The organism is Brucella ciceri (genome assembly GCF_041930145.1).
Lineage (GTDB): Bacteria > Pseudomonadota > Alphaproteobacteria > Rhizobiales > Rhizobiaceae > Brucella > Brucella intermedia.
Window position 1 is genome coordinate 245,369 of sequence record NZ_JBHEEV010000006.1, and the last position, 24,908, is coordinate 270,276.

Below are 24,908 nucleotides of genomic sequence, written 5' to 3' on the forward strand. Positions count from 1 at the left end.
TGTCCTTATGATTATAGGTCAGGAAACGGAATGAGCGAGATCGCTTTCCCTCAAGATACGATTTTTGCTTTGTCGAGCGGGCGTCTGCCGTCTGGCGTCGCTGTCGTGCGTATCTCCGGTCCACGAGTTCGATTCGTACTCGAAACGATAATTGGCGTCTTACCCGCGCCGCGTCACGCGGCCTATAAGCTGTTCCGTGCCCGTAATGGTGATCCGATTGATCACGGCCTGGTGCTCTTTTTCCCTGGTCCGAACAGCTTTACCGGTGAGGACTGCGCCGAATTTCATGCGCATGGCGGCAAGGCCGTCGTCGAAAGGCTCTTGGCGGAGCTTGGAGAAATCGCCGGATGCCGGATAGCGGAAGCCGGAGAGTTTACCCGAAGGGCGTTTTCCAATGGCAAGATGGATCTGACGATTGCCGAAGGTCTGGCCGATCTGATTGCGGCCGAAACCGAGGGACAAAGACGGCTTGCCTTGCAGGTCGCTTCCGGTACGCAGCGCGAGCTTTATACGGAATGGCGCCAGCGTCTTTTGCGTGCCCGTGCCTTTATCGAGGCTGAGCTTGATTTCGCTGATGAAAGCGATGTGCCGGGATCAGTCTCGGAGCAGGTCTGGCAATCCCTCGCCCTGCTCAGGACAGAGATCGAGAGCCATATTGCGAGCGGCAAACGCGCTTCCATGCTGCGCGATGGGCTGCATGTTGTTATCGTCGGCGCACCCAATGCGGGTAAATCCAGCCTGTTGAATTTTCTGGCCGGCCGCGAAGTGGCGATCATATCGGAAGAAGCGGGCACGACCCGCGACCTTCTCGAGGTCAAGCTCGATCTTGGCGGCATTCCGGTTTATGTGACGGACACGGCAGGCCTGCGCGAAACGGAAAGCGTGGTCGAAAAGATCGGCATTGAACGCGCTCGCGCCCGAATGGCCGATGCCGATCTGGTTTTGCTGCTTGAAGATATGAACGACCCCGTCGCGATTGGAACGGGTGAGAAGCCCGCCACTCTCTGGACGGTCGGTACTAAAGCTGACCTCAGCGAAAAGGCAGATGGCGGGTGGTCCTACCGCATCTCGACGAGAACGGGCCAGGGGCTCGATGCCTTGCTGACCGATCTGCAGAACTTTGCAGAAGCCCAGATTGGGCAGGTCGAGGACGCAGTTCCTACGCGGCAAAGGCACATCAGCCTTCTGCGATCCACTGTCGCGGAGATCGACAAGGCGTTGAACGGGACCAATTTCCCTCTCGAGCTACGCGCAGAAAATATGCGTCTGGCGTCACATTATCTCGGACGCATCACCGGCGATGTTGATGTGGAAGAGATACTTGACGTCATTTTCTCCCAGTTCTGCATCGGCAAATGATTCACGTGAAACAGGTGCATGACCGGCATTGAAGATTGTTTCACGTGAAACATCTGTGGAATCTCGCCGCAGCAATTGACTCCCACAGTCATTCATGAGTCGAGCCTTCGCCGCGATTTGATCGCACCATCAGCCGATTGGCTCTTCCGTTTGAAGTCCATTCGTGGCAAAGAGACATCTTTCTGAAACGGATTCGAGTTGCGTCAGGATGAACCTCATGAGTTCGACCGAAGCCACAGTCTTTGATGTCATTGTAATCGGCGGCGGCCACGCGGGATGCGAGGCGGCTTCGGCTGCTGCGCGCGCTGGCGCCAGAACCGCACTGGTGACGCATCGCTTTGATACTATTGGCGTTATGTCCTGCAATCCTGCGATTGGCGGATTGGGGAAGGGCCATCTTGTGCGCGAGATCGATGCGCTTGATGGTTTGATGGGCCGTGTCGCTGACGAAGCCGGCATACAGTTCCGCCTTTTGAATCGCCGGAAGGGCCCAGCCGTTCGCGGCCCTCGCACCCAGGCAGACCGCAAGCTTTATCGGCTTGCCATGCAAAAGATGATTGCCGCGCAGGACAATCTGTCGGTGGTCGAGGGCGGCGCCCATGATCTGCTGGAGCAGGATGGGCGCATCACCGGTGTCATTCTGTCCGATGGGCGAACCCTGACATGCGGCGCTGTCGTCCTGACGACAGGCACGTTCCTGAATGGGTTGATCCATATCGGCGAGAAGAAGATTCCGGCTGGCCGCATGGGTGAAAAGCCCGCGCTTGGGCTTTCCGAACGTCTCACCTCCTTCGGTTTCGCGCTCGGGCGGCTCAAGACCGGCACGCCGCCGCGACTGGATGGCCGCACCATTGATTGGCAAAGCCTTGACATGCAGTCTGCCGATGAGGACCCGGTGCCGTTTTCGCTTATGACGGACCACATCACCACGCCGCAGATCGACTGCGGCATTACCCGCACCACGCCGGAAACTCACGCTATCATTCGCGCCAATCTGCATCGCTCTGCCATGTATTCCGGTTCGATCGAGGGTATTGGGCCACGTTATTGTCCGTCTGTGGAAGACAAGATCGTCAAGTTTGGCGACCGTGACGGCCATCAGATCTTCCTGGAGCCGGAAGGGCTGGACGACGATACGGTCTATCCAAACGGTATTTCAACCTCGCTGCCGGAAGACGTGCAGCTCGACATATTGAAGACGATAGCGGGGCTTGAAAAAGCAGTTATGCTGCAACCCGGCTATGCGATCGAATATGATTTCATCGATCCGCGTGAACTGAAGCGCAGCCTTGAAACCCGCAAAGTCACCGGCCTGTTTCTGGCCGGACAGATCAACGGCACGACCGGTTACGAAGAAGCGGGCGCGCAAGGATTGCTCGCTGGCATCAATGCTGCGCGTCGTGCTTCCGGCGGCGAGCCCGTCATTATCCAGCGCACCGAAGCCTATGTTGGCGTGATGGTTGACGACCTGACCTCGCGCGGGGTTAGTGAACCCTATCGCATGTTTACCTCGCGGGCCGAGTTCCGCCTGTCGCTTCGCGCGGATAATGCCGATCAGCGTCTTACACCGCTGGCGGACCGGCTTGGCATATTGGGACACGCCCGCAAGGAGCGTTTTGAAGCCCGCGAAGCGGCCTTGAGCAGGGCGCGGGCGCTGACCCAGTCGCTGACGATTACGCCCAATCTCGCCAAGCAATATGATCTGCAACTTAATCAGGATGGAGTTCGCCGGTCGGCCTATGATCTCCTGTCCTATCCCGAAATCGATCTGGATCGGTTGAAGCCTATCTGGCCCGAACTGGACGCCATCGATGCGATAGCGCGCGAAGCTCTGGAAATCGAAGCGCAATATGCCGTCTATATGGATCGGCAGAAAAGCGACATCGCGGTGATGGAGCGCGAGGAACAACTGCTCATTCCAGCCGGGTTGGACATTGACGGAATATCCGGTCTTTCCAACGAGTTGAAGCACAAGCTCAAGCAGCGCAAGCCGGAAACGATTGCCGAGGCACAGCGGGTTGACGGGATGACGCCGGCAGCGCTCGCGCTTCTTATCGCGCAGATCAAGAAGTTCGGTTATCGCAATAAGGCGGCTGCAGAACTCATTGAAGGGCAGGGCGCTGCATGAGCGCCGATACCCGCTTTGAAAGCCTGAAAGCAATCATACCCGCTGTTTCACGTGAAACAGCGGACCGTTTGATCGCCTTTGAAGAGCTGTTTCGCAAATGGTCCAAGGCGATCAACCTTGCCTCGCCTTCCACTTTGAACGAGCTTTGGACGCGCCATATTCTGGACAGCGCACAGCTTTTTCCGCTGGCGAGAGACGCCCGGAACTGGCTGGATATCGGCTCCGGTGGCGGTTTTCCCGGCATCGTGACGGCCTGTTTCCTTGCAGAGCAACCGGGCGGCGCTATCGATCTCATCGAAAGTGCGGGGAAAAAGGCGGCGTTCCTGCGCACCGCTGCGGGACATTTGAATGTCCCGGCACGGGTTCATTCGGCGCGTATTGAAACGATGTGGCAGAAAATCGAGACGCCGGACGTGGTTACCGCGCGGGCATTGGCTTCGCTCGATGATCTTTTCGGCCTGACAGAGCCATGGCTGACCAGGGGCGCAAAGGCCCTTTTCCAAAAAGGTCGGGATTATCAGCGCGAGATCGATGAAAGCCATGTCGGTTGGAGTTTCGATCTGGTACAACATCAAAGTGCTATCGATCAGGCTTCGGTCATACTCGAAATCACCAATCTTCGGCGCAAAGGCGCCTGAATAGCGGAAATTTCGAACGGGCGGACAGCAGCAAGGCGACGGTGATGAACAAAATGTCCAGGATCATAACCATTGCAAACCAGAAAGGCGGCGTGGGCAAGACGACCACTGCCATCAATCTGGCCACGGCATTGGCAGCGATTGGCGAGACCGTACTGATTGTCGATCTCGATCCGCAGGGTAATGCCAGCACCGGTCTTGGTATCGATCGTCGCAACCGGCCTCTGTCTTCCTATGACGTGCTGACGCAGGAAGCTTCGGTGCCCGATGCCGCCATGCCGACAGATGTTCCAAATCTCCACATCGTGCCGTCGACGCTCGATCTGCTTGGTATCGAAATGGAGATTGCCCAGTCAGCCGACCGCACACGGCGCTTGCGCGACGCTCTGCGCTTCGATTCTGCCGTGGCCGAACGCTTTTCTTATGTGCTGGTCGACTGCCCGCCTTCGCTCAATCTTCTGACATTGAATGCGATGGCTGCCGCCGATTCCGTTCTGGTGCCGCTGCAGTGCGAATTTTTTGCGCTGGAAGGCTTGAGCCAGCTTTTGCAGACGGTCGATCAGGTCCGCTCGACAATCAATCCCGAGCTTTCGATTCAGGGTATTGTGCTGACGATGTTCGACAGCCGCAACAATCTCGCGGCGCAGGTGGTGGATGATGTTCGCGCCTTTATGGGCGAAAAGGTCTATCGTACCGTCATTCCACGCAATGTGCGCGTTTCGGAAGCGCCTTCGCATGGAAAACCGGCAATTCTCTACGATCTGAAATGTGCCGGTAGCCAGGCTTATTTGCAGCTCGCATCGGAAGTGATCCAGCGCGAGCGGCAGTTACAGGCGGCATAGAACATGGCTCCGAAAAGTGGGAACGGTTTTCGGACAAAATCATGCGCAAACAACACCTTGGGGCGATTTAACTAAAGCAACCGCTCCAGATCGATTCGACGACGAAACAATCAGGAATAAGCCGAGCGATGAATGACGATCCTTCAAAAAAGCGCCTTGGCCGCGGATTAGCGGCGCTGATCGGTGAAATCGACCGCCCTGTGGAAGAGCGCAAGGCGCCCGTTCCCATTGAACGGAACGTCCCGATTGAGTTCGTCACGCGCAACCCGCGCAATCCGCGTCGCATGTTTTCGGAAGGCGAGCTGGAGGATCTGGCGCAGTCGATCAAGGAACACGGTGTCGTGCAGCCGATCGTCGTGCGCCCCGCACCCGGCCAGCCCGACCGGTTCGAGCTGATTGCCGGTGAACGCCGCTGGCGCGCATCGCAGCGGGCCGGTGTCGATACGATCCCGGTGATCGTTCGCGACGTCGATGACCGCGTGGCACTTGAGATCGCCATTATCGAAAACGTGCAGCGCGCCGACCTGAATGCGGTTGAAGAAGCGCTTGGGTATCAACAGCTTATCGACAATCACGACTATACGCAGAACGATCTGGCGCAGGTCATCGGCAAAAGCCGCAGCCATGTCGCCAACACGCTGCGCCTGTTGAAGCTGCCGCAGCCCGTGCAGGATTTCATTGTCGATGGAGCGCTTTCGGCAGGTCATGCGCGAAGCCTCATCACGATGGAAAACCCGACCGCGATGGCGGAACGGATCGTCAAGGATGGTCTGTCGGTCCGTCAGGTCGAGGCGCTGGCGCAGGCGGAAGCCCGTGGCGAAGCCAATGCCAGGCCAGTCAAGCCGGGCCCGGTTGAAAAGGATGCCGACACGAAGGCGCTGGAAAAGCTGCTTTCCGATGTTACCGGCATGAAGGTTGAAATCAATCATCGTGATCGCGGTGGAGAGGTCAAGATACGCTACAGTTCTCTTGAGCAGCTCGATGAGATTTGCCGCCGTCTCCAGAGTTGATTTACAAAACAATAGATGATGATGAAAGCTCGTTGCCATATTGGCGGCGAGCTTTTTTCGTTCATTTGAAAAAATACTTGAAGTTATTGATGGATCATTTCCTGTATCGCGAGTGGGAGTGCTCTATCCCTTTGTTTTTGCGCATTATCCAACGCAAACCGGCTCGCACTTTTGCTGGAAATGCTCTGTTATCGGCGCCCATTCCGCAGGGACTCGACGCTGATTGCCAGCAGGCACTGGCGAATGATGGGAATGGCAAGGCTCGCATTCTGGCGGCTTTCGAGAACGGCGCGCTGCAGGCGTTCCATGACGCGGGCAAGGCTGTCCCCGGTCCAGCGGCTGACGGCATTCTCGATCAGTTTCTTGCGGTTGAAGAAGATCGGCGGGCGGGCTGCAGCCACCACCACGGAAGCGCTTTTGCGCTCGGTGTCGGCAATATGGCGCAATGTCTGCACCTGCTGGAACTGGCGCATCGCCGTGTTGAGCAGCAGAAAGGGCGCCGTGCCGGATTTCACGACGCGATCGAAGGAAATTTCAAAACGTGGCAGGTCGCCAGCGAGAACCGCGTCGATCACCTCGTCGGTGGAAAGGCCCGCGACATCGCCCACCGCTTCGCGCACGTCATCGATATCGATGCGTTCCTTGCCGCGTGCATAAAGGCAGAGCTTTTCCAGTTCGCCGCGTGTGGCAAGACGATCACCGCCAAGGCTTGCGCGCAGAAGCTGGCGGCCGTCGAGCGTGATCTGCATTTTCCATTCGGCCAGAACATCATCGATGACGCCATCGATGCCGCGGCTGTCGTCGGAATAGCAGGGCAGCGCCATGCCCGCTGGCGCGTTTTCGACGGCGCTGCGCAAACCCGCACCCTTCTTCAGATCGCCCGCTTCCACCAGAACGAATGTTTCCTGCGGCGGCTCGGTCGCAAGCAGCTTGATCGCTTCGGCAAGCTTCTTCTGGCCGGCAGCATTCTTGATCCAGATCAGGCGCTGTCCGCCGAACATGGAGATGGTGCGGGCTTCGTCGGCGAGTTTCGCTGGATCGGCCTCGATTTCGTCGGCTTCCATGCGAATGACGGCAAACGGGTCATCCAGCGGCAATTTGCTGGCTTCGGCAAAACGGCGCGCACGTTCGCTCACCAGCCCCTTGTCCGGGCCATAAAGCAGCACGACCGGGAAAGAGCTCGTCGGTCTTGCCAGAAAACTATCGACTTCATTTGCTTTCTTCTGCGCCATGCAAACTCACTAGCGCAATTCGCCTTCAAACAAAACAGCCGCCGCTCAAACTGAACGACGGCCGGGAAACAAAGCTGTTTGCAAAACCTGAGTTTTTTTGAGCATGTCCTATTCGATCAGCAGCGCGTCATCGTCCAGCGTCTGGCCGCGCACCTTGCGGAACATGTCGATGAGGTCCTCGACGCCCAGCGTCTTGCGCTTGTCGCCGGTGACATCGAGCAGGATCTTGCCGCCGTGCAGCATGATCGTCCGGTCGCCATAATCGAGCGCCTGACGCATGGAGTGCGTGACCATCAGCGCGGTCAGCTTGTTTTCGGCAATCAGCGTGCGGGTTAGTTCCATGACGAATTCGGCCATGCCGGGGTCAAGGGCCGCCGTGTGTTCGTCGAGCAGCAGAACCTCCGAGCCGGAAAGCGTTGCCATGATGAGCGACAGGGCCTGACGCTGGCCGCCGGACAAAAGCTCCATGCGGTCATGCATGCGGTTTTCAAGCCCGAGATTGAGGCTTGCCACCCGCTCGCGGAACCAGGCGCGGCGTTTGGAATTGAGCGCGTGGGTGAGGCCGCGCGACTTGCCGCGCGAAGCTGCCAGCGCAAGATTTTCCTCGATCGTCAGCGTGCCGCAGCTTCCGGCCAGCGGATCCTGGAACACACGGGCCACCAGCCCGGCGCGGTCGGCGGTGGATTTGCGGGTCACGTCCTGCCCGGCGATGACGACCTTGCCGGCGGTGGGGATCACATCGCCCGCAAGAACGCCGAGCATGGTCGATTTGCCGGCACCGTTCGACCCGATGACGGTGACGAAGGAGCCCTTGTCCATGGTCAGGCTGATCTTGTTCAGGACCTGTTTTTCAAGCGGGGTGCCGCGACCGAAGACGACATCGAGATTGGAAAGTTCGATCATGCCGATGCTCCTCCGCGACGCAGGCGCGGCAATATCAGGGCGAAGGTGACGAGAAGGGCGGTCGCGATGTTGAGATCGGATGCCTGCAAGCCGAACGCCGATCCCTTGGAAAGCGCAAACTGGATGGCGATGCGATAGATGATCGAACCGAGCACGCAGCCAAGCAGGATGACCAGGATGAACCGGCTGCGCAGCAGCGTTTCACCGATGATGACCGCCGCAAGACCAACCACGATGGTGCCGGCCCCCGAGGTCACATCGGCAAAGCCGTTGGTCTGCGCGAAGAGCGCGCCGCCGAGCGCCACCAGAGCGTTGGAGAGCGCCATGCCGAGATAGATCTGCCGGTCGGTGCGCACACCCTGCGCGCGCGCCATTTTCGGATTGGCGCCGGTTGCGCGCATGGCAAGCCCCATGTCGCTTTCCAGAAAGCGCCAGACGATGAACACCGCGATGGCAACCAGCACGAACAGGAACAGCGGACGCACATAATATTCGGGGATGCCGTGGCCGAAGAACGGCGTCAGCATGGTGTCCTGGCTGATGAGGGAAATATTGGGTGCGCCCATGACGCGCAGATTGACCGAGAACAGCGCGATCATGGTCAGAATGGAGGCAAGAAGATTGAGAATCTTGAAGCGCACATTCAGCGTCGCGGTCACGAGCCCGGCGGCGGCACCGGCAATCATGGCGATGATCGCGGCGAGCCATGGATTCATGCCTCCAAGGATCAGCACGCCGGTTACGGCGGCGCCCAGCGGAAACGAACCGTCAACCGTCAGATCGGGGAAATCGAGGACACGGAACGCCAGATAGACGCCGATGGCTACAAATGCAAAGACGAGGCCCAATTCGACCGCACCCCAGAAGGCGATCTGACTCACAATGTCATTCCTTGTTTCTCGCCGTGACCAAACGAACGATTTCCGCTTCAGCGCGGCATCGATCATCGGCGTTGCGGAAACCGGAAATCCGGGTGTTCCGCTCGGCCAGCTTCAGTCACGACCGGTTTGTTCTGAGTTCGCTTCCGGTGTTCCTGCCACCTGAAACATTTCCCCGGTTTATGCCTGCAGCGAACCCGCATCCGACCGGGCGCAGCGCACTGCAAATTCCATTCACCGCATTGCTTGCGGTTTCTTGCTATATCGCTCTGGCGATACAACGCAAAACGCGGCAGCGCGCAAGCATTATCGCTGCAAGACCGCTAAAAAGCGCTATTCTGTGGGAGTGATACAACATCTGGCCAGGCTGATTTGGGTCACACTTCGGCGCGCGCTCGCCACAGCTCCCATGCGAAACGCGCCCGCACGCCGAGATCGAGGAAAGGCCGTGGCGGCAACCCGGTGGGGCTGCCAAGCTTGAGCATGTCGTCGATCAGCGGATTGTCGATATCGCAGGCCATGTCGGCGGCAAGAATGCCGCCAATCGTGCCCTTGGTGATGCCGACGCCGTTCTGGCAGAGCGATGTGTAGACATTCTTCGCAATCTGGCCGAAACCCGGCGCTCCATTGCGCGACAGGCAGATGAAGCCCGTCCATGTATGCTCCATATCGACATTGGGCAGCATGGGAAAACGCTCGTCGAAGAGGCGCTTGTGCTCACGCCTGACCGTTTCACGGCGCGCATCCGACTGGCGGAGCGACGGGCAGAAATGCACGTTCTGCCGCACCAGTATGCGCCGGTCCGAGGTGAGGCGCATGGTGATGCCGGAAAAGGAATTGGCGGGCGTCAGCCCCCATGGCGCGATTTCGCCAATGGCCTTGTATTCGTCGTCGGAAAGCTTGCGGCTCAGGCTGGCATGGGCGGCGAAGTTGAGGAGCTTTCGCCTGAAAAAGCCGAACTGCTCGCCAAAGCCATTGACCGTCAGGATCATGACAGGCGCCTGAATGCTGCCCTTTGCCGTCGTGATGTGGATGCGCTCGCCGTAATCGATCCTGGTGACCGCGGAATTTTCGTAAAGCGTGACATTGTCGGGCAGGCTGTCGGCGAGGCCGCGCACAAGGGCAGCCGGGTTCAGAAGCGACGTGCCATAGGTGAAGATCGCCGCCTTGAAATGGTTCGTGCCAAGCCTTTTGGCCAGTGCATCGCCTTCGAGCCAGTCGAAGGGTTCCTTGAGGCGTTCCAGTTCCCTGACGGTCGGCTCAAGAACCTCGCGCATGCCCTGATCGGAAACCGCTGCGTGAAATTTTCCATCCTGCCGCCAGTCGCAATCGATGCCATGCCGGTCGATCTGCTGTTTCAGATGATCGATGGCGGCGCGGGCGAGCGCACGATAGCTTTGCGACTTGGCCAGTTCCTCCATCGAGGAGCTGACATTGTGCGGCAGGTCGATGGCAAAGCCCGCAGCGCGGCCCGATGTGCCTTTCCCGACCTCCTGCGCATCGATCAATGCAATCCGGTCATTGGGACGGTTCCCGGCCAGCCGTCGCGCGGCCGCCACGCCCGCATAGCCCGCGCCGAGCACGATCCAGTCGGCCTTGATATCGCCTGCCAGCGCCGCCTTCGGCGTGCGGGTTGGCAATATCCTGCTCCAGCCATTGGTATTGTCGTCTGCGGGAAGAATGCGAATAGCGGGCATTTCGAAAACTCTGGTCAAATCCTGTCAAAGAAAAAGGCGGGGAGCGACCCCGCCTTTTTCCGTCATGCTGTGTGTCTAGTCGATCTTGCTGGTGGCGCGGTCGATCACGGCCTGCGGGAATTCGACGCCCATCTTCTTGGCGGCGCCAAGATTGATGACGAGATCGGTGCCCTTGGCGATGTCGACCGGAATGTCGCCCGGCTTTTCACCCTTGAGAACCTTCACCACGACGGCGCCGGTCTGCTTGCCGACATCGTAGTAGTTGAAGCCGAGCGCTGCCAGCGCGCCGCGCTTGACCGAATCCGTATCGGCGGTGAAGAGCGGCAGCTTGCTTTCCTCGGCGACGCCGACGGCGCTTTCCAGGGCCGAAACGATGGTGTTGTCGGTCGGCACATACATGGCATCGGCACGGCCGACGAGGGCACGGGCCGCGCCCTGGACTTCCGCCGACTTGGTGGCGGCCGATTCAACGATTTCGATGCCTTCGGCGGCAGCGGCTTCCTTCAGTGCCGCCAGCAGCGACACGGAATTGGTTTCACCGGAATTGTAGAGATAGCCGAGCTTCTTGATGTTCGGCATCACTTCCTTGATGAGCTTGATGTGCTCAGCCACGGGCGACATGTCGGACAGGCCGGTCACGTTGCCGCCGGGCTTCGCCATGTCCTTGACGAGCTGCGCGCCGACCGGATCGGAAACGGCGGTGAAGACGACAGGAATGTCGCGGGTGGCCGAAACGACGGCCTGCGCCGACGGCGTGGAGATCGGGACGATCACGTCCGGAGCTTCGCCGACGAACTGACGGGCGATCTGCGCTGCGGTCGCCGGGTTGCCCTGTGCGGACTGATAGACGAATTTGAGATTTTCGCCTTCCTTGAAGCCGGCTTCTGCCAGCGCGTCCTTCACGCCGTCGCGGGCGGCGTCGAGGGCGGGATGCTCCACGATGGCGGTCACGGTGACGGTGACGTCTTTGGCCTGTGCCGAGGTGGCGAGGGCCGTTGCGGCCAGCAAGCCCAGAAGCATAGCCTGAAATTTGGAACGCATGAAAATCTCCCCTGTTTTGGTGCGTTGCTTATCGGCAAACACCTTTTCTCCAATAACCTCAGATTGAAGGTTTATCCGCCTGTTTCGAGGCTTAATAGCGTCCGGATGCACTGTCAATGTACCGGACAAGGCGTGGGTATCGGGCAACTCATGGCGCGCGATAAAAAGCGGACGGAACAGAGGGTGCAAATACTGAACAGTGTGTTCCTTTCCGCGCCCTTCCATTCGTGGCGCGCGCCGCCATATTGGGCAGGAACAATCCTCTCGCCCGAATTCAGGGAACATCATCATGAAGAAGATCGGCTTTCTTTCCTTCGGCCACTGGTCGCCGTCTCCCCAGTCGGGAACCCGCTCGGCCAGCGACGCGCTTCTCCAATCCATCGATCTGGCGGTCGCCGCAGAGGAGCTGGGCGCGGATGGCGCCTATTTCCGCGTGCACCATTTCGCGCGCCAGCTTGCATCGCCCTTTCCGCTGCTCGCAGCCATTGGCGCGAAGACCAGCAGGATCGAGATCGGCACCGCCGTCATCGACATGCGGTATGAAAACCCGTTCTATATGGTCGAGGATGCCGGTGCCGCCGACCTGATTTCCAAGGGGCGGCTGCAACTCGGCATCAGCCGCGGCTCGCCGGAACAGGTGATCGATGGCTGGCGTTATTTCGGCTATGCGCCGGAAGAGGGCAAGAGCGATGCCGATATGGGTCGCCAGCATGGCGAGGTGTTCTTCGAAGCGCTGAAGGGGCAGGGCTTTGCACAGCCGAACCCGCGTCCGATGTTTCCGAACCCTCCCGGCCTGCTGCGGATCGAGCCGCATTCGGAAGGTCTTCGGGACCGTATCTGGTGGGGTGCGGCTTCGGATGCCACGGCTGTGTGGGCCGCAAAGCTCGGCATGAATCTGCAAAGCTCGACCTTGAAGAAGGACGAGTCAGGCGAGCCGCTGCACATCCAGCAGGCCAGGCAGATTCGTGCCTATCGCGAGGCCTGGAAGGAAGCCGGACATACGCGCACGCCGCGTGTTTCGGTGAGCCGCAGCATCTTCGCGCTGGTCGATGATCGCGACCGGGCCTATTTCGGCAATGGCGGCAAGGAGCAGGATTCCATCGGCTATATCGAGGAAGACCTGCGGGCCGTCTTCGGGCGGTCCTATGCTGCCGAGCCTGACCGGCTGATCGAGGAGCTGGCCAAAGACGAGGCGATTGCCGAGGCCGATACGCTGCTTCTGACCGTGCCGAACCAGCTTGGCGTCGAGTACAATGCCCATGTGATCGAAGCGATCCTCAAGCATGTTGCACCGGGGCTTGGCTGGCGGTGATTTGACGGGACAGGCGGCAACAGCCGCCTGTCTTTACGATATGCCATGAACGGCCAGAAGCTTTTTCATGCGGTGGATGGCAAGCTCCGGCTGGTCGAGCACATCGGCCTTGTCGGCAAGGCGGAATATGTCGGCATAATGCAGGATGCCGCGTGCCGACTGCATTCCGGCAGGCATGGTGAAATGGCTCTGGTGGCCGTTCAGCCAGGCGAGGAACACGACACCCGCCTTGTAATATTGCGTCGGTGCTTCAAAAATTCTTCGCGATAGCGGCACGGTCGGCTCGATGATCGCGCGGAAGCGGGCATTGTCGCCTGCGGCGAGCGCTGCAAGCGCGTTGGATGCCTGTGGGGCGACCGCATCGAAAATGCCGAGCAGGGCATGGCTGTGCCTGTTTCCGTCACCTTCGATCAGCGGCGCATAATTGAAATCATCGCCGGTGAAACACAGCACGCCTTTCGGCAGGCGGTTGCGCAAGGCGATTTCGTAGCGCTCCTCCAGCAGCGAAATCTTGATGCCTTCCACCTTGTCGCGATTGGCCTCGATGATGCCGATGACGGTATCCAGCGCTTCATCGAAATTTTTTGAACCCCAATAGCCTTTGAGCTGTGGATCGAACATGTCGCCCAGCCAGTGCAGCACGACCTTTTCGCGAGCCTGCGCCAGAATATGCCCATAGACCCTGGCATAATCGTCGGGCGATCTGGCGATGCGGGCCAGCGCCCGGCTTGCCATCAGGATGAAACGCCCGCCGTGCTTCTCGATGAAGCCTGCCTGTGTCTCATAAGCCCTGATAACGTCATCAAGGCTTTTTGTTTCCGCCGGATCAAGGTGGTCGGTGCCAGCACCAGAGGCAAGATCGGCACCCGCTACGCTTTTCGCTTCTGCCAAAGAGCGGCGGATCAGTTCCTGCGCGCCAGCCCAGTTCAGGCCCATGCCGCGCTGTGAGGTGTCCATTGCTTCGGCGATTTTGAAGCCGAGGCTCCACAGGTGATGGCGGAAAGCCATGGTCGCGTCCCAGTCGATGGCCGGGTCGTTCCACGGGCGGGCATCTTTCAGCGGATCGGAAACCACATGCGCTGCCGCATAGGCGATGCGGTTGAACTGCGGCGGGCTTGCCGGGCGCGGGGTTGGCTTGCCGCTCAGCGTGTAGGAAACACGGCTCCCGTTGCCATCCGGCAAGATCAGTTGCTGGTCGTTCATGCCCATGATCGCTCCTCCGCTTGTCAGCCGATTTTTAGTTTAGAACGTTCCAAATGGCAATCCCGTCGAAAATTGCGGCAGAAATGTGATTTTACGGGGTTTGCACCTAAAATACGTGTTTCAGCAGAAAATTGGCACTAGAAACCAACGCAAATTGTGGCGAACACATGGCAAATGACGGTTTTCCGCTCTGCTCTTGACAGTATTGGAACGTTCCAATTAAATGAGCCGCATAAACCGGAGCAAGTCATGAGCAAGAGCAGCGTCACCGTTATCGATATTGCACGCGAGGCTGGCGTGTCGAAATCGACCGTGTCGCTGGTGCTGCGTGACAGTCCGCTGGTTCATGCTGACACCCGGGTCAAGGTGCAGGAGGCGATCGAGAAACTGGGTTATGTCTATAACCGTTCCGCCGCCAATCTGCGCCAGTCGAATTCGAGGATCGTCGGTCTTGTGGTCAATGATCTGACCAACAGTTTCTTTGCCGAACTGGCCGTTGGCGTGGATCGCGTCATGCAGTCGGCTGGCTATGTGCAGTTTCTGGCCAATACGGCGGAAAGCATCGATCGGCAGCGCGAGGTGATTGCCTCGATGCGCGAACATGGCATTGCCGGGCTGATTGTTTCGCCAGCGCGCGGGACCGAGGCGAACGATCTGAAACCATTGGCGAAAAGCGGCCTGCCGGTTGTGCAGATGGTGCGCGATGTGCCGGGATCGGGTGTTTCTTCCATCGTGTCGGACAATCGCGGCGGCGTGGCAAAGGCGGTCGAGCATCTGGTGTCGCTCAGGCATCGCGCCATCGCTTTCATGGGCGGTTATGCCGATACGGCGGTGTTTGCGGAGCGTGTCGCGGGTTATCGCGCCGGGCTGGAGCAGGCCGGAATTGCCTTTGATGATGCGCTGGTCTTTGCAAGCGCTCCGTCCCGCGCCGGCGGCGTTGAGGTGGTGGAACAGATGCTGCGGCATGGCATGAAGCCCACGGCGGCGGTGTGCTTTAATGATGCGGTGGCTTTCGGCGTCTGCGACGGGCTGCGGGCCGCCAATCTTGAGCCGGGCCGGGATTTTGGCGTGGTTGGTTTTGACGATGTGATCGAAGCCAAAACCGCTGTTCCGGCGCTGACGACTGTGGCTGTTGATCCGCAAGGCTTGGGAGAACGTGCGGCGCAGCTTTTGCTGAAACAGATCAATTCGGAACGGGTGGAGGCGGAGGCGCAGCGCCTGTCGGTGCGCCTTGCGGTGCGGGCAAGTTGCGGTGCGCCGTTGCGGAAACAGGAGGAGAAACTCGAATGGCAAAGTGGGGCCTTATAGGCGCAAGCACGATTGCGAAGGAATGGGTGATCGGAGCCATTCGCGCCACCGGTGGCGAGGTCGTTTCTGTTTACAGCACCAATGCCGGGCGCGGTGAAACTTATGCCCGCGAAAACGGCATATCCCGCTCCGTGACCAGCCTTGAAGCGCTTTTGTCCGACCCTGAAATCGATGCCGTCTATATCTCCACCACCAATGAACTGCACCGCGATCAGGCGATTGCCGCGGCACAAGCGGGCAAGCATATACTTTGCGAAAAGCCACTGGCGCTGACGATTGATGACGCGCACCAGATGCTGAAAGCCGTGCGCGAGGCGGGTGTCGTGGCCGGCACCAACCATCATTTGCGCAATGGCGCAAGCCACCGCGCCATGCGTGATGCCATTGCTGCGGGCAAGATCGGCAAGGTGCTGGGTGCGCGGGTTTTCCATGCGGTCTATCTGCCGCCGCACTTGCAAGGCTGGCGCATCGAGCGGCCCGATGCGGGCGGCGGCGTGATCCTCGATATTACCGTGCATGATGCCGATACGCTGCGCTTCGTGCTGGGTGAAAACCCGGTCGAAGCGGTGGCTTTCAGCCAGCAGGGAGGCCTAAGCGGTCACGGGCTGGAAGACGGCGTGATGGGTGTGCTGCGCTTTCCTTCCGGCGCGATTGCCCAGTTCCACGATGCCTTCACCACCAAATATGCCGAAACCGGCTTCGAGGTGCATGGCAGCGAAGGCTCGCTCATTGCGCGCAATGTCATGACGCAAAAGCCGGTTGGGAGCGTCATCCTGCGCGATCACAACGGCGAGCATGAACTGCCGCTCGACCAGAAAAATCTCTACGAAACCGCCTTGCATTCTTTCCACAATGCCATTGCGGGCAGGGGCCAGCCATCGGCCACTTTGGAGGACGGCATCTGGTCGCTGGCGACCGGGCTTGCCGTCATGCAAGCCGTAAAGACCGGCAAGGCCACCGCCGTTCATTCAGGACTTTGAGAATTATGAGCAAGCATATTTCATTTCCAGAAGCCGCTTCCCTTATTCCCGACAATGCCATCGTTTCGGTTTCTTCATCGAGCGGGCTCGGCTGTCCGGATATGATGCTGAAAGCCATTGGCGAACGGTTTGACGAAACCGGCCATCCCCAAAACATCACCACGCTGCACCCGATTGCGGCGGGCGATATGAGCGGCATCAAGGGTGTCGATTACATCGCCAAGAAGGGGCTTTTGAAAAAGATCATCGGCGGGTCCTATCCGTCCGGGCCGTCAAGCGCAGAGCCGCCGCTGATCTGGCAGATGATCACCAATAACGAGATTCCGGCCTATAATATCCCGTCCGGCATTCTGTTCGACATGCACCGTGAGGCTGCTGCCAGGCGCCCCGGCGTGCTGACCAAGGTGGGGCTTGATACCTTTGTCGATCCCAAGCGTCAGGGGTCGGCGATGAACGACAAGGCGCGAGAGGAACCGGTCGTCAAGCATGTCAGCTTTGAGGGCGAGGACTGGCTCTATTTCCCCAATATCGTGCCGCATGTCGCGATCATCCGCGCCACCACCGCGGATGAACGCGGCAACCTTACCTATGAACATGAGGGCGCTTATCTGGGCGGTCTGGATCAGGCGCTGGCGGCGCGCAACAATGGCGGCATTGTCATTGCGCAGGTCAAGCGCATCGCCAAGGAAGGCACGCTGAAGCCGCATGATGTGCGGGTGCCGGGCGTTCTGGTCGATTATATCGTGGTTGACCCCGATCAGAAGCAAACGACGCAGACGCTTTATGATCCGGCGATTTCCGGCGAGATTTTCCGCCCGCTCGATACGTTCCGTCTGCCCGAATTCAATATCCAGAAGGCGATTGCGCGGCGTGTCGCGCAGGAATTGCAGGCGGGCAGCGCGGTCAATCTCGGCTTCGGCATTTCCGCCAATGTGCCGCGCATTCTGCTGGAAGAGGGCCTGCATGGTGCCGTGACATGGGTGATAGAGCAGGGGGCGGTCGGCGGGGTGCCGCTTCTGGATTTTGCCTTTGGCTGCGCCTCCAATGCCGATGCCTATATGCCGTCGCCCTATCAGTTCACCTATTTTCAGGGCGCGGGCTTTGATGCCTCGCTTCTGTCCTTCCTTGAGATCGGGCGTGACGGCTCGGTCAATGTGTCGAAGCTGTCATTCCGTCCGCATGTGACGGCGGGTGCGGGCGGCTTTGTTGATATTACATCAAGGGCAAAGAAGGTCGTCTTTTCCGGCATGTTCAACGCCGGTGCGAAATTGTCGGTCATGGACGGAAAACTGGTGATCGAGAAGGAAGGCAAGCTCAAAAAGCTGGTTAATGCGGTCGAGCATGTCACCTTCTCCGGCCCGCGTGGCGTCGCGCAGGGACAGGACATTACCTATGTTACCGAACGGGCGGTGATGAAGCTTGCGCCGGAAGGCATTGTGCTGACCGAAATCGCGCCGGGTGTGGATTTGCAGGCGCATGTTCTGGATCAGGCCGAGTTTCCGCTGATTGTCTCGGACAAGCTCAAGACCATGGATGAGGCACTGTTCCGCGAAGAACCAATCGGGCTGGAATTGCCGCAAATGCCTGCGCGAAAGCTGGAGGCATAAATGGCTCAACGGATAGAAATCTCGGTCGAAAACCACATCGCCGTCATGACGATCAAGCGGCCTGAAAAGCTCAATGCCTTTGATATTGAATTGTTGCAGGAATTGTCTGCCGCCTGTGACCGGATGGAGGCTGACAGCAGCGTCCGGGTTGCGATCCTGACCGGCGAGGGTAAGGCCTTTTCCGCGGGCGGCGACATCAAGGCCTGGGGCGGCATGGAACCGCAGGAGTTCGGCCATGCATGGGTGCGCTATGGTCATCGCGTGTTCGAGCGGTTGGCGACTTTGCGTATGCCGCTGATCGCGGCGATGAACGGTCATGCGCTTGGCGGTGGGCTGGAACTGGCAGGTGCTGCCGATATTCGCATTGTTGAAAAGCAGGCCAAGATTGGCCTGCCGGAAACTTCGCTTGGCATGGTGCCCGGCTGGTCGGGCACGCAGCGCCTTGTGCGTCGTTTTGGGGCGCAGATCGTGCGTCGCATGGTGCTGGGCGGCGAAATGTTCACAGCCACAGAAGCGCTTTCTCATGGGCTTGTCGATGCCGTTGTGGAAACGGGCGCGGCCTTGCAGGCAGCATTGGATTATGCGGCGCGGGTGGCCAAACGCGGGCCCGCAGCGCTCGAAATTTCCAAACTGATGCTGTCCGTCGCCAATGGCGAGGACAATGGCACGGCGGTTGAGGCGCTGGGTTCCATCCTCGTCGCCAAGACCGGCGATCTGAAGGAAGGCGTGCGCTCCTTTGCCGAAAAGCGCGAAGCGAATTTTGAAGGGAAATGGTAATGAGCATGATCGTAAAGCCGCAGCCGTTGACCGGGCTGGAAGTCCGCGAATTCTCCATGCTGATCGATGGCAAATGGGTGCAAAGTGAGAGCGGCCAGACGATTGACCGCGTGGCCCCCGGCCATGGCGTTACCGTCAGCCGTTATCCGGCGGGAAACAAGGCCGATGTGGAACGCGCCGTGGCGGCTGCGCGCAAGGCGTTTGACGATGGGCGCTGGTCTTCCAAAACTGCCTCGCAGCGCTCGCTGGTGCTGCTGAACGCTGCCGATCTGATCGAGGCGCGGGCGGAAGAACTTGCCTATCTCGATGCGATTGAAGCCGGCAAACCAATTTCGCAGGTGCGCGGCGAGATTGCCGGTTCTGTTGACATTTGGCGCTATGCCGCCGCACTCGCGCGTGATCTGCATGGCGAAAGCTACAACACGCTGGGCGATGGCACCCTGGGCGTCGTGCTGCGCGAGGCGATCGGCGTCGTTTCCATCATCACACCGTGGAATTTCCCGTTCCTGATCGTCGGCCAAAAGCTGCCTTTCGCGCTTGCTGCGGGCTGCACGGCGGTGGTGAAGCCTTCGGAGTTGACTTCAGGTTCGACGCTGGTGCTGGGCGAAATTCTGGCCGAAGCGGGGGTTCCCGACGGCGTGGTCAACATTATCACCGGAACGGGTGCCGATGTCGGCCAGCATATGAGCACACACCAGCAAGTCGATATGGTGTCGTTCACCGGCTCCACGGGCGTGGGCAAGCTGACCATGGCCAATGCCGCGCAAACGCTGAAAAAAGTGTCGCTGGAGCTTGGCGGCAAGAACCCGCAAATCCTGTTCCCGGATGCGGATATGGATGCCTTCATCGATGCGGCTGTGTTCGGCGCATGGTTCAATGCGGGCGAATGCTGCAATGCCGGGTCGCGGCTGATCGTGCATCGCTCGATTGTCGATGAGATTGTCGAGCGGGTGGCCGATCTGTCGAAAAAGGTGATCGTTGGCGATCCGCTCGATGTCAGCACGCAGGTTGGCGCGATCATCACGCCGCAACATCTCGCCAAGGTCGGCGCCTATGTCGATCAGGCCAGAAAGGCGGGTGCCGCAATCGCCCATGGCGGCGATGTTCTGGATCTGGGCCTTGGCCAATATATGGGGCCGACCATCATTGCAGGCGTGAAGGCGGATATGGCCGTGGCGCGTGAGGAAGTGTTCGGGCCGGTTCTGTCGGTGCTTTCCTTCGATACGGTGGATGAGGCGATCTCCATTGCCAATGCGGTTGATTACGGGCTTTCCGCAGGTGTTTGGAGCCGTGATTTCGATACCTGCATGAGCATTGGCCGCAAGGTGCGGGCCGGTACGGTCTGGATGAACACCTTCATGGACGGCACGCCGGAGCTGCCTTTCGGCGGTTATCGCCAGTCGGGTCTGGGCCGCGAGCTGGGGCGTCATGCGGTGGAGGATTATACCGAAACCAAGACGCTCAACATGCATATCGGCGCGCGGACGGGCTGGTGGATGCCGCAAGCAAAGTAGGGAGTGACGGCTTTGGGAGGACAGCCGGATATCGTCATCATCGGATCGGGTATCGGCGGTGCAACCATGGCCGCCGGACTTGCTGCGTCAGGTGCCGACATTCTCATTCTGGAAGCGGGGGAGCGCTTGCCGGACAGGCCGGAAAACCGCGATCCACGCGCCATTTTCCAGCGCGGTTTCTTTCGTCCGCAAGAGTTCTGGTATGAGACCAATGGTGCGCCGTTCAATCCCGGCAATTATTACAATGTCGGCGGCAATTCCAAATTCTTCGGCGCGGTGCTGATCCGCTATCGGCGCGAGGATTTTGAGGAACTTGCGCATCTGGAAGGCGTGTCTCCGGCATGGCCCTTTGCCTATGACGTGCTGGAACCATGGTATTGCAGGGCGGAAGAACTGTTCCAGGTGCGCGGTGAACTGGGCGACGACCCGACCGAGCCGCATCATTCAAAGGTTTATCCCTATCCGGCTGTCCGCGATGAACGCCCGATTGCCGATGTGCGGGCGCGGCTGAAGAAGGCGGGCCTGCATCCGGCGTCACTGCCGCTTGGCGTCGATATTGAGCGTTGGCTTGCCAAGGCAAAAACGCCGTGGGATGCGCATCCCAATTGCGATGATGGCAAGATGGATGCGGAAAGCTGTCCCCTTGCGCAGGCGCTCCAATATCCGAATGTCCGGCTGGAAACCTCGGCGCGGGTAACGCGGCTGGAAGCGGGGCCGGATGGCAAGGCAATCACCGCCGTTCATTATGTGAAGAATGGCGAGGCGCTGGTGCTGCGGCCGAAGCTGGTCATTCTTTCAGCGGGTGCGGTGCAGTCGGCGGCAATCCTGCTGCGTTCGGGGCTGGCGAACAGTTCCGATCAGGTTGGCCGCAATTTCATGAACCATAATTCCAGCGCCGTGATCGCTTTCGATCCGCGCTATCGCAATGACAGCGTCTATCAGAAGACATTCGGCTTCAATGATTACTATCTGTCGGATGGAGCGGGCGGGCCACCGCTCGGCAATGTGCAATTGCTGGGCCGTGTATCGGGCGCGATCCTGAAATCCAACATGCGCCATGTGCCGGAATGGCTTTTGCACCGCATTGCCGGGCATACGATCGATTTTTACGCGATGAGCGAAGACCTGCCCTCGCCGGAAAGCCGCGTGAGCGTGGATGGCGACCGCATCGTCCTGCATTGGGTGCGCAGCAACTGGAAAGCGCATCTGATGCTGGTTGATAAGCTCAAATCAGCTCTCAGGCAGGCAGGTTTCCCGGTGGTGCTGTCGCGGGCCTTCGACCGGCGCACGCCGTCGCATCAATGCGGCACGGTGCGCATCGGCAATGATCCGGCGGCAGCGCCGCTTGATCCTTGGTGCCGCGCCTACGACCACCCCAATCTCCATGTGGTCGATGCGTCCTTCCTGCCAACCTCGGCGGCGGTCAATCCGGCGCTGACCATCGCCGCGCAGGCCTTGCGCGTCGCAGACCATTTGAACCGGGAGGTGCTGGCATGAACCGTCAAAGACCTGTTGCGCTGATTACTGGCGGGCGGCGCGGGATCGGGCTTGGCATCGCCCGCACGCTCGCCGCCAAGGGTTTCGACCTGGCGATTACCGATCGCGAGCGTGACGATGCCGTCATTCATGAATTGCGGGCGCTGGGCGGAAAGGTGGCCTTCCTTGAAAGCGATCTTGCAGCAGTGGGAACCCATGAGGCGACCGTTGCCGCGGTGATGAAGGAATTTGGCGGCATTGATTGTCTGGTCAACAATGCTGGCATGGGTTCGGTCGAGCGCGGCGATTTTCTGGGACTGAAGCCTGAAAATTTTGACGCGATCATGGATGTGAACCTGCGCGGCACGATGTTTTTCACGCAGGCAGTCGTGAAAGCCATGCTGGCGGCAAATGAGGTGCAGTTTCCGCGCAGCATCATAACCATCAGCTCGGTTTCGTCCGTGATGACGTCGCCGGAACGGCTTGATTACTGCATCAGCAAGGCCGGGCTGACTGCCTTCGTGCAGGGGCTGGCGCTGCGGCTTGCCGAAGCGCGGATCGGCGTGTTCGAGGTGCGCCCCGGCATTATCCGCACCGATATGACGGCAAAGGTCGCAGAGCGTTATGACGGGCTGATCGAAGGTGGGTTAGTGCCGATGAAGCGCTGGGGCGAGGCGGGCGATGTCGGCGCGATTGTTGCCGGGCTTGCCGGTGGCGATTTCATCTTTGCGACGGGTTCGGCAATCAATGTCGATGGCGGCCTGTCGATTGCAAAACTGTAGGGGTAGGGCGATGGAATACGATTATATCATCGTGGGTGGCGGGCCTGCCGGTTGCGTTCTCGCCAATCGCTTGAGCGAAGATGCGTCCGTAAAAGTGCTGCTGCTGGAAGCTGGCGGAAGCGACTGGAATCCGCTGTTTCACATGCCCGCCGGTTTTGCCAAAATGACCAAGGGCGTTGCCAGCTGGGGTTTTGAAACCGTTCCGCAAAAGCACCTGAAGAACCGCGTTCTGCGCTATACGCAGGCGAAAGTCATCGGCGGCGGCTCCTCGATCAATGCGCAGATTTATACGCGCGGCAATGCCGCCGATTATGATCTGTGGGCGGGCGAGGATGGCTGCACCGGCTGGGATTATCGCCATGTGCTGCCCTATTTCAAACGGGCCGAAGACAATCAGCGTTTCAACGACGATTATCATTCCTATGGCGGGCCGCTTGGTGTTTCGATGCCTTCCGCGCCGCTGCCGATCTGCGATGCCTATATACGCGCAGGGCAGGAACTTGGCATTCCCTATAATCCGGATTTCAACGGGCGCGAGCAGGCGGGCGTCGGTTTTTATCAACTCACACAACGCGACCGCCGCCGCTCTTCGGCCTCGCTTGCCTATCTCGCGCCGATCAGGGATCGCAAGAATCTTACCGTGCGCATGAATGCGCAGGTAGCCAATATCGAGCTGGAAAAGACACTGGTCACCGGCGTCACGCTGATGAGCGGAGAAACCTTGCGGGCAGGCCGTGAGGTGATCGTTGCGTCCGGCGCGATCGGCTCACCGAAACTCCTGCTGCAATCGGGCATTGGCCCTGCCGATCATCTGAAAAAGGTGGGCGTTGGCGTGAAGCACGATCTGCCCGGCGTCGGCGAAAACATGCAGGATCACCTCGACCTGTTTGTCATTGCCGAATGCACCGGCGATCATACCTATGACGGCGTGGCGAAACTGCACCGCACGCTTGGCGCGGGCCTGCAATATATATTGCTGCGCTCCGGCCCGGTGGCGTCGAGCCTGTTTGAAACCGGCGGCTTCTGGTATGCGGACCCGGATGCGCGCTCACCGGATATACAGTTTCATCTGGGGCTTGGTTCGGGCATCGAAGCCGGCGTCGAAAAGCTCAAGAATGCCGGCGTGACGCTCAATTCCGCCTATCTGCATCCGCGCTCGCGCGGGACGGTGCGGCTTGCTTCCAGCGATCCGGCTGCGGCGCCACTGATCGATCCCAATTACTGGAGCGACCCGCATGATCGCAAAATGTCGCTTGAGGGCCTGAAGATCGCCCGCGAAATCATGCAGCAGGACGCATTGAAACCCTATGTCATGGCCGAGCGCCTGCCGGGGCCGAAGGTCGTCAGCGATGACGACCTGTTCGATTATGCCTGCGCCAATGCCAAGACCGATCATCATCCGGTCGGCACCTGCAAGATGGGAACCGACGCGATGGCGGTTGTCGATCTCGATCTGAAAGTGCGGGGCCTGCAGGGCTTGCGGGTGTGCGACAGCTCGATCATGCCGCGCGTTCCTTCCTGCAACACCAATGCGCCGACCATCATGATCGGCGAAAAGGGCGCAGACATCATTCGCGGCCTCGACCCGCTGCCGCCGGTCGTCTTTTCATGGGAGCGCAACGCACGCAAAGTGATCGGACGCTAGACCGAAGGTCCTAAAGCGGAATCGCCGTCCCGCTCCGGGTTTTTGACTGTTTTTCGCCGCAGGCGGTTCCCGCTTTGCGGAACCGTGCTCTAATCGTTTTCGACCGGCTCGAAGCGCAGATAGCCGACCACGCCCGAGCCTTTCCGGTTCGGGTTATCGGATGGGTGGTTGACGCCATCACTCACCGCGACGGCCGCGAAATCGAATGGCGACACGCCTTCCAGACAGGCCGCGTTCACGCCGTACTGGCGCGGATTGGAGCGGCGCTGGTGGAAGGTGTAGATGCCGCATTTCGAGCAGAAATAGTGTTTCGCCACGCGGGTATTGAACTGGTAGAGCGTCAGCGCATCCTCGCCTTCGAGAATTTCCAGCCCGTCCAGATCGGCGGAAACGGCGACGGCCCCGCGCATCCGGCAATAGGAGCAGGTGCAGCGCCGCGCGGAATGCAGGCCGTTGGATAATCTGACGCGAAAACGCACGGTGCCGCAGTGGCACGCGCCATTGGCTTCCTTGATATCGGGATTCATTTTCTCACCTCGCATTTGCACGAAAGCTATTTTGTTTTTTGCTGGTTTA

21 protein-coding genes are annotated in these 24,908 nt (G+C 59.4%); 14 read left to right on the forward strand and 7 right to left on the reverse strand.

The features are described 5' to 3' along the window. The first annotated feature begins 30 nt into the window (after positions 1-30). The 5 genes from mnmE (at position 31) to JNC63_RS14220 (ending at position 5,977) form a co-directional block, all read left to right on the forward strand. Complete coding sequence (gene mnmE / locus JNC63_RS14200; protein WP_063619800.1) at positions 31-1,359, forward strand: tRNA uridine-5-carboxymethylaminomethyl(34) synthesis GTPase MnmE; 1,329 nt, start codon at positions 31-33, stop codon at positions 1,357-1,359. Between the two features lie 217 nt (positions 1,360-1,576). Further along, positions 1,577-3,487, forward strand: a complete 1,911-nt coding sequence (gene mnmG, locus JNC63_RS14205; RefSeq protein ID WP_063620052.1) for a tRNA uridine-5-carboxymethylaminomethyl(34) synthesis enzyme MnmG — start codon at positions 1,577-1,579, stop codon at positions 3,485-3,487. Then, positions 3,484-4,125, forward strand: a complete 642-nt coding sequence (rsmG, locus tag JNC63_RS14210; protein WP_063619799.1) for a 16S rRNA (guanine(527)-N(7))-methyltransferase RsmG — start codon at positions 3,484-3,486, stop codon at positions 4,123-4,125. The genes mnmG and rsmG overlap by 4 nt, the downstream gene beginning before the upstream one ends. A 44-nt stretch (positions 4,126-4,169) precedes the next feature. Then, positions 4,170-4,967, forward strand: a complete 798-nt coding sequence (locus tag JNC63_RS14215; protein WP_006470999.1) for a ParA family protein — start codon at positions 4,170-4,172, stop codon at positions 4,965-4,967. Between the two features lie 128 nt (positions 4,968-5,095). After that, the gene (locus JNC63_RS14220) at positions 5,096-5,977 is read left to right on the forward strand and encodes a ParB/RepB/Spo0J family partition protein (RefSeq protein WP_063619798.1); all 882 of its coding nucleotides are present in this window, start codon (positions 5,096-5,098) and stop codon (positions 5,975-5,977) included. Between the two features lie 188 nt (positions 5,978-6,165). Here JNC63_RS14220 and holA read toward each other — a convergent pair whose 3' ends face one another. The 5 genes from holA to JNC63_RS14245 all read right to left on the reverse strand — a co-directional run bounded on the left by holA (position 6,166) and on the right by JNC63_RS14245 (position 11,728). Beyond that, positions 6,166-7,209: a DNA polymerase III subunit delta gene (holA, locus tag JNC63_RS14225; protein WP_063619797.1), complete on the reverse strand. Its 1,044-nt coding sequence runs from the start codon at positions 7,207-7,209 to the stop codon at positions 6,166-6,168. 108 nt (positions 7,210-7,317) lie between these two features. Continuing rightward, entirely contained in the window at positions 7,318-8,112 is a 795-nt protein-coding gene (locus tag JNC63_RS14230; protein WP_021587534.1) for an ABC transporter ATP-binding protein, read from the reverse strand. Next, positions 8,109-8,993, reverse strand: a complete 885-nt coding sequence (locus JNC63_RS14235) for an ABC transporter permease (protein WP_006468035.1) — start codon at positions 8,991-8,993, stop codon at positions 8,109-8,111. Before JNC63_RS14235 ends, JNC63_RS14230 begins: the two co-directional genes overlap by 4 nt. A 374-nt stretch (positions 8,994-9,367) precedes the next feature. Continuing rightward, positions 9,368-10,687 carry an NAD(P)/FAD-dependent oxidoreductase gene (locus tag JNC63_RS14240; RefSeq protein WP_063619795.1) on the reverse strand — a complete coding sequence of 440 codons (1,320 nt, stop codon included), beginning with the start codon at positions 10,685-10,687 and terminating at the stop codon, positions 9,368-9,370. 75 nt (positions 10,688-10,762) lie between these two features. Beyond that, the gene (locus JNC63_RS14245; RefSeq protein WP_006470995.1) at positions 10,763-11,728 is read right to left on the reverse strand and encodes an ABC transporter substrate-binding protein; all 966 of its coding nucleotides are present in this window, start codon (positions 11,726-11,728) and stop codon (positions 10,763-10,765) included. A gap of 289 nt (positions 11,729-12,017) precedes the next feature. Here JNC63_RS14245 and JNC63_RS14250 point away from each other — a divergent pair, with 289 nt between their 5' ends. After that, positions 12,018-13,040 carry an LLM class flavin-dependent oxidoreductase gene (locus JNC63_RS14250; protein ID WP_025089888.1) on the forward strand — a complete coding sequence of 341 codons (1,023 nt, stop codon included), beginning with the start codon at positions 12,018-12,020 and terminating at the stop codon, positions 13,038-13,040. A gap of 33 nt (positions 13,041-13,073) precedes the next feature. Here the strand turns inward: JNC63_RS14250 and JNC63_RS14255 are convergent, their stop codons facing one another. Beyond that, positions 13,074-14,243 carry a dihydrodipicolinate synthase family protein gene (locus JNC63_RS14255; protein ID WP_063620051.1) on the reverse strand — a complete coding sequence of 390 codons (1,170 nt, stop codon included), beginning with the start codon at positions 14,241-14,243 and terminating at the stop codon, positions 13,074-13,076. A gap of 249 nt (positions 14,244-14,492) precedes the next feature. Between JNC63_RS14255 and JNC63_RS14260 the strand changes: the two genes are divergently transcribed. Genes JNC63_RS14260 through JNC63_RS14295 form a run of 8 tightly spaced genes read left to right on the forward strand, consistent with a single transcriptional unit; the run spans position 14,493 to position 24,332 of the window. Continuing rightward, complete coding sequence (locus tag JNC63_RS14260; protein ID WP_063619794.1) at positions 14,493-15,551, forward strand: LacI family DNA-binding transcriptional regulator; 1,059 nt, start codon at positions 14,493-14,495, stop codon at positions 15,549-15,551. Next, positions 15,530-16,531: a Gfo/Idh/MocA family protein gene (locus JNC63_RS14265; RefSeq protein WP_063881789.1), complete on the forward strand. Its 1,002-nt coding sequence runs from the start codon at positions 15,530-15,532 to the stop codon at positions 16,529-16,531. The genes JNC63_RS14260 and JNC63_RS14265 overlap by 22 nt, the downstream gene beginning before the upstream one ends. A gap of 5 nt (positions 16,532-16,536) precedes the next feature. Next, positions 16,537-18,138: an acyl CoA:acetate/3-ketoacid CoA transferase gene (locus JNC63_RS14270; RefSeq protein WP_063619792.1), complete on the forward strand. Its 1,602-nt coding sequence runs from the start codon at positions 16,537-16,539 to the stop codon at positions 18,136-18,138. Then, positions 18,139-18,915 (forward strand): enoyl-CoA hydratase/isomerase family protein, encoded by a 777-nt coding sequence (locus tag JNC63_RS14275; protein WP_063619791.1) that lies wholly within the window; start codon positions 18,139-18,141, stop codon positions 18,913-18,915. Then, entirely contained in the window at positions 18,909-20,429 is a 1,521-nt protein-coding gene (locus tag JNC63_RS14280) for an aldehyde dehydrogenase family protein (protein WP_063619790.1), read from the forward strand. The genes JNC63_RS14275 and JNC63_RS14280 overlap by 7 nt, the downstream gene beginning before the upstream one ends. A gap of 12 nt (positions 20,430-20,441) precedes the next feature. Further along, positions 20,442-21,926, forward strand: a complete 1,485-nt coding sequence (locus tag JNC63_RS14285; RefSeq protein ID WP_063619789.1) for a GMC oxidoreductase — start codon at positions 20,442-20,444, stop codon at positions 21,924-21,926. Next, positions 21,923-22,687 carry a 3-ketoacyl-ACP reductase gene (locus tag JNC63_RS14290; protein ID WP_063619788.1) on the forward strand — a complete coding sequence of 255 codons (765 nt, stop codon included), beginning with the start codon at positions 21,923-21,925 and terminating at the stop codon, positions 22,685-22,687. The genes JNC63_RS14285 and JNC63_RS14290 overlap by 4 nt, the downstream gene beginning before the upstream one ends. A 10-nt stretch (positions 22,688-22,697) precedes the next feature. Beyond that, the gene (locus JNC63_RS14295) at positions 22,698-24,332 is read left to right on the forward strand and encodes a GMC family oxidoreductase (RefSeq protein WP_063619787.1); all 1,635 of its coding nucleotides are present in this window, start codon (positions 22,698-22,700) and stop codon (positions 24,330-24,332) included. 89 nt (positions 24,333-24,421) lie between these two features. Here JNC63_RS14295 and JNC63_RS14300 read toward each other — a convergent pair whose 3' ends face one another. Continuing rightward, positions 24,422-24,859 (reverse strand): GFA family protein, encoded by a 438-nt coding sequence (locus JNC63_RS14300; RefSeq protein ID WP_063619786.1) that lies wholly within the window; start codon positions 24,857-24,859, stop codon positions 24,422-24,424. Between the last annotated feature and the right edge of the window lie 49 nt (positions 24,860-24,908).

Excerpts from the sequence above, each read along its gene's own strand:
- JNC63_RS14230 (WP_021587534.1), bottom strand. The coding sequence starts at position 8,112 with ATGATCGAACTTTCCAATCTCGATGTCGTCTTCGGTCGCGGCACCCCG.
- rsmG (WP_063619799.1), top strand. The coding sequence starts at position 3,484 with ATGAGCGCCGATACCCGCTTTGAAAGCCTGAAAGCAATCATACCCGCT.
- JNC63_RS14245 (WP_006470995.1), bottom strand. The coding sequence starts at position 11,728 with ATGCGTTCCAAATTTCAGGCTATGCTTCTGGGCTTGCTGGCCGCAACG.
- holA (WP_063619797.1), bottom strand. The coding sequence starts at position 7,209 with ATGGCGCAGAAGAAAGCAAATGAAGTCGATAGTTTTCTGGCAAGACCG.
- mnmE (WP_063619800.1), top strand. The coding sequence starts at position 31 with ATGAGCGAGATCGCTTTCCCTCAAGATACGATTTTTGCTTTGTCGAGC.
- JNC63_RS14215 (WP_006470999.1), top strand. The coding sequence starts at position 4,170 with ATGAACAAAATGTCCAGGATCATAACCATTGCAAACCAGAAAGGCGGC.
- mnmG (WP_063620052.1), top strand. The coding sequence starts at position 1,577 with ATGAGTTCGACCGAAGCCACAGTCTTTGATGTCATTGTAATCGGCGGC.
- JNC63_RS14290 (WP_063619788.1), top strand. The coding sequence starts at position 21,923 with ATGAACCGTCAAAGACCTGTTGCGCTGATTACTGGCGGGCGGCGCGGG.
- JNC63_RS14265 (WP_063881789.1), top strand. The coding sequence starts at position 15,530 with ATGGCAAAGTGGGGCCTTATAGGCGCAAGCACGATTGCGAAGGAATGG.
- JNC63_RS14260 (WP_063619794.1), top strand. The coding sequence starts at position 14,493 with ATGAGCAAGAGCAGCGTCACCGTTATCGATATTGCACGCGAGGCTGGC.
- JNC63_RS14295 (WP_063619787.1), top strand. The coding sequence starts at position 22,698 with ATGGAATACGATTATATCATCGTGGGTGGCGGGCCTGCCGGTTGCGTT.
- JNC63_RS14240 (WP_063619795.1), bottom strand. The coding sequence starts at position 10,687 with ATGCCCGCTATTCGCATTCTTCCCGCAGACGACAATACCAATGGCTGG.
- JNC63_RS14280 (WP_063619790.1), top strand. The coding sequence starts at position 18,909 with ATGGTAATGAGCATGATCGTAAAGCCGCAGCCGTTGACCGGGCTGGAA.
- JNC63_RS14270 (WP_063619792.1), top strand. The coding sequence starts at position 16,537 with ATGAGCAAGCATATTTCATTTCCAGAAGCCGCTTCCCTTATTCCCGAC.
- JNC63_RS14255 (WP_063620051.1), bottom strand. The coding sequence starts at position 14,243 with ATGAACGACCAGCAACTGATCTTGCCGGATGGCAACGGGAGCCGTGTT.
- JNC63_RS14220 (WP_063619798.1), top strand. The coding sequence starts at position 5,096 with ATGAATGACGATCCTTCAAAAAAGCGCCTTGGCCGCGGATTAGCGGCG.
- JNC63_RS14300 (WP_063619786.1), bottom strand. The coding sequence starts at position 24,859 with ATGAATCCCGATATCAAGGAAGCCAATGGCGCGTGCCACTGCGGCACC.
- JNC63_RS14275 (WP_063619791.1), top strand. The coding sequence starts at position 18,139 with ATGGCTCAACGGATAGAAATCTCGGTCGAAAACCACATCGCCGTCATG.
- JNC63_RS14250 (WP_025089888.1), top strand. The coding sequence starts at position 12,018 with ATGAAGAAGATCGGCTTTCTTTCCTTCGGCCACTGGTCGCCGTCTCCC.